This is a genomic window from Ectothiorhodospira shaposhnikovii, from assembly GCF_022227765.1.
Taxonomy (GTDB): Bacteria; Pseudomonadota; Gammaproteobacteria; order Ectothiorhodospirales; family Ectothiorhodospiraceae; genus Ectothiorhodospira.
In genome coordinates this window covers 19,584-34,948 of record NZ_JAJMLZ010000006.1, presented here as the reverse complement: position 1 = coordinate 34,948, position 15,365 = coordinate 19,584, and the positions used below count along the sequence as shown (strand labels likewise).

The following is a 15,365-nucleotide window of genomic DNA, read 5'->3' as shown; positions in this document are numbered from 1 at the left end:
CCCGTCAGGCCCGCGAGGCGGATGCCGTCGTTTCGGTACGACCGGACGCGACCTGCCGGGCCGCCTCCCGCCTGACCGGCTCGATGGTCTTGTAGATGTTGTATGCCATCAGCAGCATCCCGGCCAGGAAGAGCCCGCCACCCAGGGCACGGACCACATAGGGCTGATGGAGAAACACCACCGTCTCGATGAAGGTGTAGGAGAGATTGCCGTACTCATCGAAGGCCCGCAGCATCAGGCCCTGCCCGATCCCCGCCACCCACATGGCGGTGATGTAGAGCACGATACCGATGGTGGCCAGGAAGAAGTGCACGTAGACCAGACGGATGCTGTAGAGCTGGGTATCCCACAGCCGCGGGATCAGGTGATACATGGAGCCGAAGGTGATCATGGCCACCCAACCCAGGGCACCGGAATGCACGTGGCCCACGGTCCAGTCGGTGTAATGGGACAGGGCATTCACGCTCTTGAGGGACATCATCGGCCCCTCGAAGGTGGCCATGCCGTAGAACGACAGGGAGGTGATGAGGAACAGCATGATGGGATCGGTGCGCAGTTTGTGCCAGGCCCCGGAGAGGGTCATGATGCCGTTGATCATCCCGCCCCAGGAGGGCAGCAGCAGCAGGATGGAGAAGGTGGCCGCCAGGGTGGAAACCCAGTCCGGCAGGGCCGTCCAGTGCAGGTGGTGCGCCCCCACCCACATGTACAGGAACACCAGGGCCCAGAAGTGGACGATGGACAGCCGATAGGAATAGATGGGCCTGCCCGCCTGCTTGGGCACGAAGTAGTACATCATCCCCAGGAAGGCGGCGGTGAGGAAGAAGCCCACCGCGTTATGGCCGTACCACCACTGGGTCATGGCATCCTGCACCCCGGAGAACAGGGAATAGGACTCCAGGCTGAACAGGCTCACCGGGATCGCCAGGTTGTTGAAGATATGCAGGATGGCGGTGGCCAGGATGAAGGCCATGAAGAACCAGTTGGCCACATAGATATGGGGTTGGGACCGGCGCAGCAGGGTCATCAGGTAGACCAGGAAATAGGCCACCCAGACCACGGTGATGAGCAGGTCGATCTGCCAGGTGAACTCGGCGTACTCCCGTCCCTGGGTGTAGCCCAGCATGTAGGTGATCACCCCCAGCGCCACCGCCAGGTTCCAGCCCCAGAAGGTGAATTCCGCCAGTTTCGGCCCGTAGAGCCGGGCCTGGCAGGTTCGCTGCACGATGTAGTAGGACGTGGCGAAAAGGGCGTTGCCGCCGAAGCCGAAGATCACCAGGGTGGTATGCACCGGCCGGAAGCGGCCGAAGGTGATCTGCGGGATGTCGAAGTTCAGGAAAGGAAAGGCGAGCTGCGAGGCGATCCAGACCCCCACCCCCATGCCAAGCACGCCCCAGACGATGGACATGATGGCGAATTTCTTGACGATGTCGTAGTTGTACTGCTCGGAGGGCGCGACCTGAGTACGACTGCGGTCGACGTCGGCGGAGGGGGTCTGTGCCATGGCGAGATCTCTGAGTCTTCCCTTTTTTACTTAAGGGTATAGACCGTTCCCTGGAATTTTGCGAACCCGGCAATCGGCGGTCGCGCGCGCTTCATACCTGACTATAACCCAAGGAATTGAAGGGTTCGACTCAATGGAATTGATGGGGGCAACAGAAAGACTGATCAGCTCCGGGCAATCGGGATCACCCCCCGCTCCGGCATCGGACTGGGCGCCGGTGTCGCCGTCACCCAGGCATGCCCGTAAATCACCTCATAGGTCGCCGGCAACACACCCTCGGCATTCCGGAACGACTCATAGGCCGCCTCCGCCGCCCGCAACCGTGACGGCGTGGTCAACCCCCGCCCCCGCCCCAGCAGGGCATTGGTGGCCCCGATCGCCTGCAGATCCCGCATCAGACGCCCCATCCGGGGATACGTCACCGTGATCCGCTCCACGTCCATCACCGGGTCCGCAAATCCGGCCCGCACCAGGGCATCCCCCACGTCATGCATGTCCAGAAAGGCATTCACATGGGCATGACCATCCACCGCCTCCCAGGCCGAACGCAATTCATGCAGGGTATCCGGCCCCAGGGTCGTGAACATCAGCAGCCCGCCGGGAGCCAGCACCCGTCGGAATCCGGCAAACGTCCGGTCCAGGTCATTGCACCACTGGATCGTCAGACTGGAAAAAATCAGATCAAAACCGGCATCGGCAAACGGCAGCGCCTCCACATCCGCACACACCAGCCCCGGCTTGCGCCACCAGCCGCCCCCCTTGCCCGCCTGCCGCAACATGGACGGCGACAGATCCAGCCCCACCGCCCGCGCGCCGCGATACCGTCGACGCAGCCCGCGCAGCCCCTGCCCCGTGCCCGTGCCCGCATCCAGCACCCGCGCCGGCTGCAGCCGGATCCACGCCAACCGCTCCAGCAACCGGCTGCAGACCTCCTTCTGCAACACCGCCGCCTCGTCATAGGACGAGGCGGCCCGGTCGAAGGTGGCGCGTACCCGCTGCTTGTCCACGCGGTATCGGGAGAGATCAGTCATGCAGGAAACTCCGGAGAACGGCCTCGAATTCGGCCGGTCGGGACAGGAACGGGGCATGGCCGGCGCCCTCGATCACGGCAGTGCCCATGGCCGGCCGCAGCGCCTTGAACGACGTCTCGGCGGCGGCGGGCACCAGGGTATCGTACTCGCCGAACACGGCATGCACCGGACATGGCAGGGCGGCCAGGGTCGGGCGCAGATCCATGTCCCGCAACAGTCCCAGCCCCTCGGTCAGGGCCTCGGGCGTGGGCGGGCTGTCCAACAGACGGCCACGCAGGGTCTTCAATGCCGCCTGGGCATCGGGCAGACCGTGGAACTGCAGGGACAGGAAGCGGTTCAGTGTCACCCGGTACTGAGCGGCCAGGCCCTGGGCAAAGGCATCCAGCACCGGCAGGCGCATGGCATGGGGCCAGTCCGGAGCCTGCACGAAGCGCGGCGTGCCGGCCACCAGGATGACCCGGTGAACCCGTTGCGGATGGCGCGCCGCGGCCTGCAAGGCCACCAGGGCACCCAGGGACCAGCCCACCAGGGTGGACCCAGAAATCGGCAGGGTGGCGGCCAGGCGATCCGCCAGGGTATCCAGATCCCCCAGTCGGGTCTCACCGGCGGCGGCGCCATGGCCGGGCAGATCCACGCGGTGGACCTGGAAATCATCGGCCAGGGCGCGGGCCAGATCCTCCCAGACCCCGGCATTGAGACCCCAGCCGTGGATCAGGGTCAGGCTCGGGCCGTGACCCTGGGAATGGGTTGTCAAGGCAACAGTCACTCACACCCCTCCTCCGGGCCGGCATATTTCCGCATTCCCAGTATATTTCTGCATTCAGAGGATCTTCCCCTCACCCCAACCCCTCTCCCACAAAGGAGAGGGGCTTTAAGGCATGTTCTCGGTTATCATGCGCGGCAAACCCAACCGCCCGACCGACCCAACAGGCCGGCGAGGATACGCCACCCCATGCTGCTGCCCATCATACTGACCATCGCCGCCTACCTGATCGGCTCCATCTCCACCGCCATCATCACCTGCAAGCTGCTGGGCCTGCCCGACCCCCGCACCCAGGGCTCGGGCAACCCCGGCGCCACCAACGTCCTGCGCTCCGGCGGCAAAAAGGCGGCCATCATCACCCTCGTGGGGGATCTTCTCAAGGGCCTGATCCCGGTATTGATCGCCCAGGCCCTGGGGCTGGAAGGTCTTGCCCTGGCACTGGTGGCCCTGGCCGCCTTCCTCGGCCACCTGTTCCCGGTGTTCCACCAATTCAAGGGCGGCAAGGGCGTGGCCACCGGCCTGGGTGTCCTGCTGGGCCTGCACTGGGCCGTGGGCCTCTGCACCCTGGTCACCTGGCTGCTGGCCGCCGCCATCACCCGCACCTCCTCCATCGGTGCCCTGGCCGCGGCCACCTCGGCCCCCATCTGGGTGGCACTGATCATGGGAGATGCCTGGGTCACCGTCGCGGCCTGCTTCATGATGGCCTTCATCTATGTAAGGCACGCCAGCAACATCCGCCGCATCATGAACAAGACGGAACCCAGAATCGGGCAGAAAAAGCAGCCCTAGGTCCGACGAAACATCCCCGGCCCAAGGGGGCCGGGGGCCGCTCCCACGACGCGACCGAAGGTGCTACACCGGCGCCAGCTCGTCAATGCTCCACCGGGCCCGGGCCGGAATCTCCAGCCCGCACTGGGCCCCGGCGGCCAGGCGCAAGGCCCCGGCCAGGGCGATCATCGCCCCGTTGTCGGTACAGAACTCGATGCGCGGATAGAACACCTGCCCGCCCTCCTCGGCCGCCATCGCCGCCAGCGCCGCCCGCAGACGACGATTGGCCCCCACCCCACCGGCCACCACCAGGCGCCGAGCCCCCACCGCCTGCATCGCCCGCCGACACTTGATCACCAGGGTATCCACCACCGCATCCTCGAATGCCCGCGCCACATCCGCATCCAACCGGGCATCCCGGGAACCGTCCTGCAGCGTGGTCAGCGCCCGCGTCTTCAGACCGGAAAAACTGAACGCCAACCCCGGCCGATCCGTCATCGGCCGCGGGAAACGAAACCGCCCCGGGTCTCCCTGCTCCGCCAGCCGCGCCAGCGCGGGACCACCCGGGTACCCCAGCCCCAGCAACTTGGCCGTCTTATCGAAGGCCTCGCCCGCCGCATCATCCAGACTTTCCCCCAGAATCCGGTATCGGCCCAGCCCCCGTACATCCACCAGCATCGTGTGCCCACCGGACACCAGCAGGGCCACGAACGGAAACGCCGGCGCCGGTTCCTCCAGCAGGGGCGCCAGCAGATGTCCCTCCATGTGATGCACGGCCACCGCCGGCACGCCCCAGCCCCAGGCCATGCTGCGGGCCACCGACGCCCCCACCAGCAGCGCCCCCAAAAGCCCCGGCCCGGCGGTGAACGCCACCCCGTCCAGGTCATCGCCACTCACCCCGGCCTCCCCCATCACCTGACGCACCAACGGCAACACCCGGCGCACATGGTCACGGGAGGCCAGCTCCGGCACCACCCCGCCATACTCCGCATGCAGGGCCACCTGACTGTGCAGGGCATGGGCCAGCAGCCCCCGGCGGGTGTCATACACCGCCACCCCGGTCTCATCGCAGGAGGTCTCGATCCCCAGGACACACAGGGCGTTTTCGGCATCAACAGACTTTTTCAGGCTCATTTCACTCACGGGGCTTTGGTTTTTGGTCCGCACCATCCTATAATGCGTGATTCTCCGCCGGAGGTGGAGTAGCTGTGCCCCTGAACCTGTGAACTGAATTGACGGACGGTGACGATTTTATGCCCCACGTGCGAGAAAAAGAGAACGAACCCTTCGAGGTCGCCCTGCGCCGCTTCAAGCGCACCTGCGAAAAGGCCGGTGTACTGACCGAAGTGCGCCGCCGCGAGTTCTATGAAAAGCCCACGGAAGTGCGCAAGCGCAAGGCTGCTGCTGCCGTGAAGCGTCAGATGAAGCGCCTCTCGAAGGAAATCAGCCGCCGCGAGCGTCTGTACTAAGTCCTCTACGCGCCATGACGACCTCCTCGCTCAAGTCCCGGATCACCGAGGACATGAAGGCCGCCATGCGCGGCGGCGACAAGTCCCGTCTGGGTACGGTGCGTCTGATCCTGGCTGCCATCAAGCAGATGGAAGTGGACAGCCGCACCGAACTCGACGACGCCCAGATTCTGGCGGTGCTGGACAAGATGGTGAAGCAACGCCGCGAATCCATCAGCCAGTACCAGCAGGCCGGCCGTGACGACCTGGCCCAGGTGGAGCAGGCGGAACTGGAGGTGATCCAGGCCTACCTGCCCCAGGCCCTGACGGACGATGAAATCCGGCAGATGATTGATGCTGCACTGGCCGAATCCGGTGCCGAATCGGTCCGGGACATGGGCAAGGTCATGAACCTGCTCAAGCCCCGCATGCAGGGCCGCGCCGACATGGCGGCGGTCAGCGGAATGGTCAAAACCCGCCTGTCCTGACCCGTCAAGGACCGGCACATCGGCCGTTTTCATGACCTGGCCCCGGGTAAACGCCCCTCCATCCATATACGTACACGGACAACCCTTCGTATAATCGGGGGTTTAACCCCATGTGCATCGAGAACTCATGAGCCAACTGAAAAACGACCGACTCCTGCGGGCCCTGCTGCGCGAGCCCGTGGACACGACCCCCATCTGGATCATGCGCCAGGCCGGCCGCTACCTGCCGGAATACCGCGCCACCCGGGCCCATGCCGGCAGCTTCATGGGCCTGTGCGAAAACCCGGAACTGGCCTGCGAAGTCACCATGCAGCCGCTGGATCGCTTCCCCCTGGATGCCGCCATCCTGTTCTCCGACATCCTCACCATTCCGGACGCCATGGGCCTGGGCCTGTACTTCTCCGAGGGTGAAGGCCCCCGCTTCGAGCGCCCGGTACAGGACGCCGCCGCCATCCGCGCCCTGGGCGTGCCCGACCCGGAAGACAAACTGCGCTACGTGATGGACGCCGTGCGCCTGATCCGCAAGGAACTGGACGGCCGGGTGCCCCTGATCGGCTTCTCCGGCAGCCCCTGGACCCTGGCCACCTACATGGTGGAAGGCGGCTCCTCCAAGGAATTCGCCCGCATCAAGGGCATGATGTATGACGACCCGGCCACCCTGCACCACCTGCTGAGCGTGCTGGCCGACACCGTCGTGGCCTACCTGAACGCCCAGATCGCCGCCGGCGCCCAGGCCGTGATGATCTTCGACACCTGGGGCGGCTCCCTGAGCCCGGAGAACTACCGTCTGTTCTCCCTGCAGTACATGCAGCGCATCGTCGAAGGCGTGACCCGCGAGGCCGAAGGCCGCAAGGTGCCGGTGGTGCTGTTCACCAAGGGCGGCGGTCAGTGGCTGGAAATCATGGCCGACACCGGCTGCGATGCCCTGGGTCTGGACTGGACCGTGAACATCAGCGATGCCCGCAAGCGGGTGGGTGACCGCGTGGCCCTGCAGGGCAACCTGGACCCGGCCGTGCTGTATGCGTCCCCCGACAAGGTCCGCGAAGAGGCCAAGAAGGTCCTGGCCGGCTTCGGCCACGGCAGCGGCCACGTCTTCAACCTGGGCCACGGCATCCATCCGAAGATCGATCCGGAAAACGTTGCCGCCCTGGTGGAAACCGTGCACGAGGAAGGCAAGCAGTACCACGCCGGCTGATAGGACGGGGTGAGGGACCTACCCTCACCCCTCCAGCATCTGCTCCACCACCTTCAACCCCGCCCGCTTCATCGGTCGCCCGTCCACCGGGCTCGGCGGCGGCTGACGGATCCCGTCCACCGGGAACACCACCACATCCACGTCCACCCCTTCCGCGCCGAACTCGATGCAGGGATAAAACACATGCCCCTGCCCGCTGCGCAAACGACGCTCGTCCGCCCGCCAGGTCACACCCCGGTCCTGCAGAAAGAAGATGACCTCCTCCGGACTGTCCGCAAACACATGCAGGGTCAGCTCATCCCGGCCATTGACGATCCCCGCCAGCACCGGCCCCACCAGACGGGGATTGAAGGGCTCCAGCATGCGCATCGCCTTCACCGCCACCTGTCGCAGATGCCGAAGCTGAAGCCGTGACGCGTCATCCTCGAACAGACGCTGACGCTCCATCACCGCCTCCTCGATCTCCGCGTTCCTGGGCAGATTCCGGGTCTGACCCGCGCCCAGCCGGTCCGCCGCCTTGCGCTTGGCCAGGCGGTAATCCACCACCCCCTCGTCCAGGATGATGCGGGCCGCCTCCTCGGCGATCATCTGACGCACGCGAAGATCATTGGTGGACATGACGCGCCTCCCGACCGCTTCAGAAAATGCTTTCCGGCGTGTGCTCGTCCGCCCTCGGACCCGGCGCCTCCCGGGGCAACTCCGGCGGTAACTGCTCCGGCGTGAACACCTCGAAGATGGCCCGCTGGGTGCGACTGGTCACCCGGCCGCCGGTTTCCGCGTCGATCCGCAGGCTCACCATGCCGGACGGCTGGGACCAGCGCCGCTGGGGCTGACCCTTGAGCGCCTCGCCCATGAAATCCACCCAGATGGGCAACGCCGTGGAACCGCCGGTCTCGCGGCGCCCCAGGGACGTGTACTGGTCAAAACCCACCCAGGCGGTGCTGACGATATTGCCACCGAAACCCGCAAACCAGCCATCCCGCAGCTCGTTGGTGGTCCCGGTCTTGCCCGCCACATCCTCCCGACCCAGGGCCCGGGCACGACCGCCGGTGCCGCTTTGCACCACATCCCGCATCATGCTGTACATCTGATAGGCGTTGGAGGCCGGAATGGTCCGCTCCGCCGGTGCCTCGCAGGGGGAGGACTCGCAGACCCGCCGGGGCACGTTGAGGAACACCACCTCGCCGGCGTCATTCTCAATCCGCTCGATGAACCAGGGCTCCACCCGATAGCCGCCGTTGGCAAACACCCCATAGGCGCGGGTCAGCTCCAGCGGCGTCACCGAACCACTGCCCAGGGCCATGGACAGCGACCGGGGATGACGGGCCGGCTCCAGCCCGAAACGGTCCAGATACCCATGCACCCGGTTCACCCCCACCTCATCCAGCAGCCGGATGGACACCAGGTTGCGGGAATGGGCCAGGGCCTCCCGCAATCGGGTCGGTCCGTAGAAACGGCCGCTGTAATTGCGCGGCCGCCACTCCCCCTGCAGGGAGACATCCTCGATCACGATGGGCGCATCATTGATCACGCTGGCCGGTGAATAGCCATGATCCAGGGCCGCCGAATAGATAAAGGGCTTGAAGGCCGAGCCGGGCTGACGCTCCGCCCGCACCGCCCGGTTGAAATTGCTGCGATAGAAATCATAGCCGCCCACCAGGGCCAGCACGGCGCCGTCCCGGGCGTCCAGGGCCACCAGCGCCCCTTCCACCGCGGGCACCTGACGCAGCACCCAACGGTCTTCGGTCTCCCGCAGCAGACGCACCACATGCCCGGGACGCACCACATCCGACACCCCCCGAGGCGCCGGACCGCGCGTGGACTCATCCACATAGGGCCTGGCCCATTCCACCGCGGCGCGATTGAGCGTCACCCGCTGGCCCCGGCCCACATAGACCGTTGCCCGGTCCGCGTTCGCTTCAAGCACCACCCCCGGCCACAACTGCCCGGCCACCCGGGGATACTGCGCCAGCACCCGGTCCAGGGCCTCGTCGGTATCATGCCGCCGCAGGTCGATCTCCGCCTCCGGACCGCGATAGCCATGGCGCAGGTCATAGGCCATCAAACCCGCCCGCAGCGCCCGGCTGGCCGCCCCCTGCATGGCCGGGTCCAGCGAGGTGTACACCCGATACCCATCCGTATGGGCCGCTTCGCCGAAACGGGCCACCATTTCCAGGCGGGCCATCTCGGCCACATGGGCCGCATCCACCTGCACCACCGGGTTATGCAGCCGGGCCGTCTCCGGTGCCTGCCGGGCCGCCTCGAACGTGGGCGTATCGATGTACCCCAGTTCGTGCATGCGCCCCAGCACATAATTGCGACGGGCCACGGCACGGGTGGGGTTGGTGATGGGATTGGCCCGCGAGGGCGCCTGGGGCAGACCGGCGATGGTGGCGATCTGAGGCAGGGTCAGGTCATGCACATCCACCCCGTAATACACCTGCGCCGCCGCCCGCACCCCATAGGCCCGGTGCCCGAGGAAGATCTTGTTCAGATACAACTCCAGGATCTCGTCCTTGGTCAGCTCCCGCTCGATGCGAATGGCCAGAAAGATTTCCGTCAGCTTGCGGGTATAGGTCTTCTCCCGGTCCAGGAAGAAGTTACGGGCCACCTGCATGGTGATGGTGCTGCCCCCCTGGGTCTTCTCGCCGGTGGCCACCAGATTGAGCGCGGCCCGGATCAGACCCACATGATCCACCCCGGGGTGGCTCTCGAAACGGTCATCCTCCGCCGCCAGGAAGGCCAGGCGCATCAGCTCGGGCACATCCTCGATGGCAATCGGCTCGCGGCGCTGCTCACCATATTCCGCCATCAACAGCCCGTCCCGGCTGTATACTCTCAGGGGTACCTGAAACCGGACGTCCCGCAGGGTTTCCACCGCCGGCATCTGGGGCGCCAGATAGGCATAGGCGGCCGCGGTGAAGAGCACCCCCAGGGTGAACACGCCGAACACGGCCATCAGGCCAAACACAAGGGATTTGATCAGGAATCGCATGAAAATGCCTGCAGGCTCGACAAAACGGCCCGATATCGGGAGAAGGCAACCACTCTTCGGAAATACCGCACACCCCGGGGATGAACGGCGGGCGTTAAGGTAGTAATTCCGAAAACTTGGGTCTAGTATCGTGAAAAAACTATAAGCCAGTCCGCCCAAGTGCCGCAATGAATTGAAGGGGTCACCGTGATAGGATTCGCCCGCAAACGCCCCACGCTGATCGGAATCGACATCAGCTCCACCTCCGTGAAGATGGTGGAACTCTCCCGTTCAGGCGCCAGTTACCGGGTGGAAGGCTACAGCGTGGAGCCCTTGCCCGGCAGCGCGGTCATGGAAAAGGTCATCCAGGACGTGGATGCCGTCGGCCAGGCGATCAAGACCGCCTACCGGCGCCTGGGCAGCGCCAACAAGCACTGCGCCCTGGCCGTCCCCTCCTCGGCGGTGATCACCAAGGTCATCACCATGCCCGCCAACCTCAAGGAAGACGAGCTGGAAGGACAGATCCAGGTCGAGGCCGACCAGTACATCCCCTTCGCCCTGGAAGAAGTCAACCTGGACTTCGAGATCATCGGCCCCGCGCCCAAGAATCCCGATCTGGTGGAGGTGCTGCTCTCCGCCTCCCGCAGCGAAAACGTGGAGATGCGGGTGGCCGCCGCCGAACTGGCGGGCCTGACCCCCAAGGTGGTGGATGTGGAGGCCTACGCCATCGAGCACGCCTACCCCCTGCTGGCCGCCCAGGCCCCGGAACTGGACCCGGACGGCCTGGCCGCCGTGATCGACGTGGGCGCCACCATGACGGCCATCACCATCCTGCACAAGCAGAAGATCATCTACACCCGGGAACAGAGTTTCGGCGGCAAGCAACTCACCGAGGAAATCATGCGCCGTTTCGGCATGTCCTACGAAGAAGCCGGCCGCAGCAAGAAGGACGGCGGCCTGCCCGACAGCTATGTCCCCGAGGTACTGGAACCCTTCAAGGACACCATGGCCCAGCAGGTTGCCCGGTTCCTGCAGTTCTTCTACGCCGCCAGCAGCCATGCCCACGTGGACCAGATCATCCTGGCCGGCGGCTGCGCCGTCATCCCCGGCGTGGACGAACAGATCGAATCCCGGCTGGCCACCCTCGCCCGGGTGGGCAACCCCTTCAGCCAGATGAGCCTTCACCCCCGCGTCAACCCGCAGCGCCTGGGCGGTGACGCCCCGTCACTGATGATCGCCTGCGGCCTTGCGATGAGGAGTTTCGACTGATGTCCCGCATCAACCTGCTCCCCTGGCGGGAACAACGGCGCAAGGAACAGCAAAAGGAATTCACCGTCATCGCCGTGCTGGTGGCCCTGGCCTGCCTGGTGACGATCTTCCTGGCCCATGTCCAGGTCAACAACCTCATCCAGCAGCAGCAACAGCGCAACAACTTCCTGCAGAACGAGATCCGCATCCTGGACCGGCAGATCGCCGAGATCCAGGACCTGGAAGCCACCCGCCGCGCCCTGGTGGACCGCATGACCATCATCCAGGAACTCCAGACCAGCCGGCCGGTGGTGGTCCGGCTGTTCGACGAACTGGTCAACACCCTGCCCGGCGGCACCTACCTCACCGCCGTCACCCAGCGCGGCAACAATCTGGAAATCACCGGCCGTGCCGAATCCAATGCCCGGGTCTCCGCCTACATGCGCAACCTGGAAGACTCCCCCTGGTTCACCGATCCGGTCCTGCTGGTGATCGAAACCCGTGAGGAACGGGGCGTGCGCCTGAGCGACTTCCGCCTCACCGTCCGCCAGGCCACCCCGGGCGCCGAGAATACGGAGGCCTCCCGATGAAAAAGGGCAGCTTCAATCTCAACGATCTCAACAACATCGACCTCAAGACCATCGGCTCGGCCCCCCTGCCGGCGCGCCTCCTGGTACTCGTGATCATGGCCGCCGCCCTGATCGGGGCCGGCTACTGGTTCGACACCAAGGGCCAGATCGAGCGCCTGCGCCAGGCCGAGGCCCGGGAAACCCAGCTGCGCCAGCAGTTCGAGACCAAACAGCGCCGCGCCGCCAACCTGGACGCCTACAAGGACCAACTGGAAGAAATGCGCCGCAGCTTCGGCACCATGCTGCGCCAGCTGCCCAGCCAGACCGAAATCCCCAACCTGCTGGTGGACGTCTCCCAGACCGGCCTCGCCTCCGGCCTGGAGATCGACCTGTTCCGCCCGGAAAACGAGATCCGCCGCGGATTCTATGCGGAAAAGCCCATCCGCCTGCGCATGAAGGGCAACTACGAACAGGTGGCCACCTTCACCAGCGGCGTCGCCGCCCTGCCTCGCATCGTCACCCTGCACGACATCAACCTGCGGCCCGAACAGGGCTCCAACCGGCTGACCATCGAGGCCACCGCCAAGACCTATCGCTACCTGGAAGGCTCCGATGGCTGATCCCAGACACCCTCAAGGCCTCGCCGGCCTGCTCGTGGCCGGCCTCCTGGCCGTCACCATCCCGGGCCTGACCGGCTGCGGCAGCGACCTGTCGGACCTGCAGCGCTATGTGGAGCAGACCAAGCAGCGCCCCGGCGGCCGCATCGAACCCATCCCCGAGATCGTGCCCCATGAGGTCTTCACCTACCCGGGCCACGAACGCGACCCCTTCGACAGTGCCGTCATCATCACCCGCGTGGCCGAAGCCGCAACCCGCACCCCCAGCGGCGTCACCATCGACGTGGATCGCACCCCCGAATACCTGGAACGCTTCCCCCTGGACACCCTGCGCATGGTCGGCACCCTGGAACAGGGCGGCATGCAGTGGGCGCTGATCCGCACCCCGGAACGCACCATCCAGCGGGTGACCGAAGGCAACTACCTGGGCCAGAACCACGGCCGCATCCAGCAGATCAGCCCCAGCGGCATCGACATCACAGAAATCGTGCCGGACGGATTCGGCGGCTATATGGAGCGCAGCGGCTCCATTGCGCTCACAGAATAGGCAACGAGGAACAGACGCATGACACCGGCAACCTTGCGACGCACCCTGCCCCGGACGGCACCCGCCCCCCGGACCCACCGGCACGCCTTCGCCCTGCTGGTCCTGTGCCTGCTGGCCCTGTGCTGGCAAGGCGCCGCCGCCCAGACCCGCGCCCTGGAGCAGATCATCTACAACACCCTGCCCGGCGATCGGCTCCAGGTCATCATGCGTTTCTCGGCGCCGCCGCCGGAACCCATGAGCTTCACCATCGACAACCCGGCCCGCATCGCCCTGGACTTTCAGGACACCCGCAACGCCCTGCCCCAGCGCAGCCAGACCATCAACATGGGCCTGACCCAGTCCGTCAACAGCGTGGAGGCCTCCGGCCGCACCCGGGTGGTATTCAACCTGGTGCGCATGATGAGCTACGACACCCGTCTCGACGGCAACGACCTGGTGCTCACCCTGGCTCCCGGCAGCGCCCCGGTCACGGCAACCGCCCCGCCGACGGTCTCCGGCCTGCCCGGACGGCCCCGGGAAGCCCCATCACCGGCCCAGCAGGCCCGCGGCATCTCCAATGTGGATTTTCGCCGCGGTCCGGAGGGTGAAGGCCGGGTCATCATCGCCCTCACCGACCCCCGCACCCCGGTGGACGTACGCGAACAGGACGGTCGCATTGAACTCTCCTTCCATCGCACCCACCTGCCGGAACAACTGGAACGGCGCCTGGACGTGACCGACTTCGCCACCCCGGTGCAGACCATCGACGCCGTGCTGGAATCCGAACGGGTGCGCATCAGCGTGGCCACCACCGGCGAGTACGATGTCCTCTCCTATCAGGCCGAAGGCAGCTACACCCTGGAGGTCAAGCCCCTCACCCGGGAAGAGCGCGAAGCCCTGGAGCGGGAACGCTTCGTCTATACCGGCGAGCGCCTGTCCCTGAACTTCCAGGACATCGAAGTGCGGTCCGTGCTGCAGCTCATCGCCGACTTCACCGACCTCAACGTGGTGGTCAGCGACACCGTGACCGGCAACATCACCCTGCGCCTGCGCAACGTACCCTGGGACCAGGCCCTGGACATCATCCTCAAGACCAAGGGGCTGGCCCTGCGCCAGAACGGCAATGTCCTCTTCGTGGCCCCCACGGAAGAAATCGCCGCCCGCGAACGGCTGGAACTGGAATCCCAGCGTCAGGCGGCCGAACTGGCCCCGGTACGGGCCGAATTCATCCAGGTGAACTACGCCCGGGCCGCCGACGTGGCCGGCATCATCAGCGGCGAGCAGACCCGGTTCCTGTCGGAACGGGGCAGCATCACCGTGGACTCCCGCACCAACACCCTGCTGGTACAGGACACCGCCGACAAGCTGCAGGAAATCCGTCGCCTGATCAGCACCCTGGACATCCCGGTACAGCAGGTGCTGATCGAAACCCGCATCGTGGTGGCCACCGACGACTTCGCCCGCGACCTGGGCATGCGCTTTGGCGTCACCGGCGTGCGGCAGGACGGCAACACCCTCTACAGCACCGGCGGCGGGCTGGCCGCCACGGACGGCATCATCCGGGATGCCGTCAATAACCTCAACAGCACCGGCTCCCCCTTCCCGGTGGGCGTCCCCAGCCTGAACGACCGGCTGAACGTGAACATGCCCGTCACCTCCCCCGCCGGCAGCATCGGCCTGTCCATCCTGCGTCCGGACGTGCTGCTGGATCTGGAGCTGACGGCCCTGCAGGTGGAAGGCCGGGGCGAGATCGTCTCCACCCCCCGGGTCATCACCGCCAACGGCCAGACCGCCGTGATCAAGCAGGGTGAGCGCATCCCCTATGAGGAAGCCACCTCCTCCGGCGCCACCGCCATCCAGTTCATCGACGCGGTGCTGTCCACCGAGGTGACCCCCCAGATCACCCCCAACGGCAACATCATCCTCAACATCCGGGTGAACAAGGACAATGCCGGCACCCGGGAAGTCCGGGGCACCCCCTCCATCGAGACCCGCGAAGTGAACACCCAGGTCTTCGTCCGCAACGGCGAAACCGTGGTGCTCGGCGGCATCTACGAGATCACCAGCCTGGACCAACTGCGCAAGACCCCCTTCCTGGGTGATCTGCCGATCATCGGCCAGCTCTTCAGGCAGCGCAGCCGAAGCGAGAACAAGGCGGAACTGCTGGTATTCGTGACGCCGAAGGTGGTGGAGGAGTCGACGTTGAATCGTTAAGCGTCACTCCGTTACCACGCAAG

At 65.8% G+C, this 15,365-nt stretch carries 15 protein-coding genes; 9 read left to right on the top strand and 6 right to left on the bottom strand.

Going from position 1 to position 15,365, the window contains the following annotated elements:
• Positions 1-4: 4 nt before the first annotated feature.
• From ccoN to bioH, 3 genes are all read right to left on the bottom strand, one after another.
• Entirely contained in the window at positions 5-1,501 is a 1,497-nt protein-coding gene (gene ccoN / locus LQD11_RS09215) for a cytochrome-c oxidase, cbb3-type subunit I (RefSeq protein ID WP_238617284.1), read from the bottom strand.
• A 164-nt stretch (positions 1,502-1,665) separates the two neighbouring features.
• A complete protein-coding gene (gene bioC, locus LQD11_RS09210; RefSeq protein ID WP_238617283.1) occupies positions 1,666-2,532 on the bottom strand; it encodes a malonyl-ACP O-methyltransferase BioC in 867 nt (288 codons plus the stop codon).
• The gene (gene bioH / locus LQD11_RS09205) at positions 2,525-3,298 is read right to left on the bottom strand and encodes a pimeloyl-ACP methyl ester esterase BioH (RefSeq protein ID WP_238617282.1); all 774 of its coding nucleotides are present in this window, start codon (positions 3,296-3,298) and stop codon (positions 2,525-2,527) included. The genes bioC and bioH overlap by 8 nt, the downstream gene beginning before the upstream one ends.
• Before the next feature lie 186 nt (positions 3,299-3,484).
• On the opposite strand from bioH, the gene plsY reads away from it, so the two are divergent.
• Positions 3,485-4,084: a glycerol-3-phosphate 1-O-acyltransferase PlsY gene (plsY, locus tag LQD11_RS09200; RefSeq protein WP_238617281.1), complete on the top strand. Its 600-nt coding sequence runs from the start codon at positions 3,485-3,487 to the stop codon at positions 4,082-4,084.
• Between the two features lie 63 nt (positions 4,085-4,147).
• Here plsY and tsaD read toward each other — a convergent pair whose 3' ends face one another.
• Positions 4,148-5,161: a tRNA (adenosine(37)-N6)-threonylcarbamoyltransferase complex transferase subunit TsaD gene (tsaD, locus tag LQD11_RS09195; protein WP_238617478.1), complete on the bottom strand. Its 1,014-nt coding sequence runs from the start codon at positions 5,159-5,161 to the stop codon at positions 4,148-4,150.
• 155 nt (positions 5,162-5,316) lie between these two features.
• On the opposite strand from tsaD, the gene rpsU reads away from it, so the two are divergent.
• The 3 genes from rpsU to hemE all read left to right on the top strand — a co-directional run bounded on the left by rpsU (position 5,317) and on the right by hemE (position 7,194).
• A complete protein-coding gene (gene rpsU, locus LQD11_RS09190) occupies positions 5,317-5,532 on the top strand; it encodes a 30S ribosomal protein S21 (RefSeq protein WP_238617280.1) in 216 nt (71 codons plus the stop codon).
• A 14-nt stretch (positions 5,533-5,546) separates the two neighbouring features.
• On the top strand, positions 5,547-5,999 hold the full coding sequence (locus LQD11_RS09185; protein ID WP_238617279.1) for a GatB/YqeY domain-containing protein: 453 nt from the start codon (positions 5,547-5,549) through the stop codon (positions 5,997-5,999).
• A 127-nt stretch (positions 6,000-6,126) separates the two neighbouring features.
• Positions 6,127-7,194 (top strand): uroporphyrinogen decarboxylase, encoded by a 1,068-nt coding sequence (gene hemE, locus LQD11_RS09180; protein WP_238617278.1) that lies wholly within the window; start codon positions 6,127-6,129, stop codon positions 7,192-7,194.
• 24 nt (positions 7,195-7,218) lie between these two features.
• Here hemE and LQD11_RS09175 read toward each other — a convergent pair whose 3' ends face one another.
• Both LQD11_RS09175 and LQD11_RS09170 read right to left on the bottom strand, forming a co-directional pair.
• Positions 7,219-7,812 carry a hypothetical protein gene (locus LQD11_RS09175; protein WP_238617277.1) on the bottom strand — a complete coding sequence of 198 codons (594 nt, stop codon included), beginning with the start codon at positions 7,810-7,812 and terminating at the stop codon, positions 7,219-7,221.
• Positions 7,813-7,831: 19 nt separating this feature from the next.
• Positions 7,832-10,189 (bottom strand): penicillin-binding protein 1A, encoded by a 2,358-nt coding sequence (locus LQD11_RS09170; RefSeq protein ID WP_238617276.1) that lies wholly within the window; start codon positions 10,187-10,189, stop codon positions 7,832-7,834.
• Between the two features lie 186 nt (positions 10,190-10,375).
• Here LQD11_RS09170 and LQD11_RS09165 point away from each other — a divergent pair, with 186 nt between their 5' ends.
• The 5 genes from LQD11_RS09165 to LQD11_RS09145 are packed head-to-tail and all read left to right on the top strand — an operon-like array spanning position 10,376 to position 15,342.
• Positions 10,376-11,437, top strand: coding sequence for a type IV pilus assembly protein PilM (locus LQD11_RS09165; RefSeq protein ID WP_238617275.1), 1,062 nt, complete (start codon positions 10,376-10,378; stop codon positions 11,435-11,437).
• Complete coding sequence (locus LQD11_RS09160; protein WP_238617274.1) at positions 11,437-12,006, top strand: PilN domain-containing protein; 570 nt, start codon at positions 11,437-11,439, stop codon at positions 12,004-12,006. Before LQD11_RS09165 ends, LQD11_RS09160 begins: the two co-directional genes overlap by 1 nt.
• Positions 12,003-12,605: a type IV pilus inner membrane component PilO gene (locus LQD11_RS09155; RefSeq protein ID WP_238617273.1), complete on the top strand. Its 603-nt coding sequence runs from the start codon at positions 12,003-12,005 to the stop codon at positions 12,603-12,605. Before LQD11_RS09160 ends, LQD11_RS09155 begins: the two co-directional genes overlap by 4 nt.
• On the top strand, positions 12,598-13,149 hold the full coding sequence (locus LQD11_RS09150; protein ID WP_238617272.1) for a pilus assembly protein PilP: 552 nt from the start codon (positions 12,598-12,600) through the stop codon (positions 13,147-13,149). The genes LQD11_RS09155 and LQD11_RS09150 overlap by 8 nt, the downstream gene beginning before the upstream one ends.
• 18 nt (positions 13,150-13,167) lie before the next feature.
• The gene (locus tag LQD11_RS09145) at positions 13,168-15,342 is read left to right on the top strand and encodes a type IV pilus secretin PilQ (RefSeq protein WP_238617271.1); all 2,175 of its coding nucleotides are present in this window, start codon (positions 13,168-13,170) and stop codon (positions 15,340-15,342) included.
• Positions 15,343-15,365 lie beyond the last annotated feature (23 nt).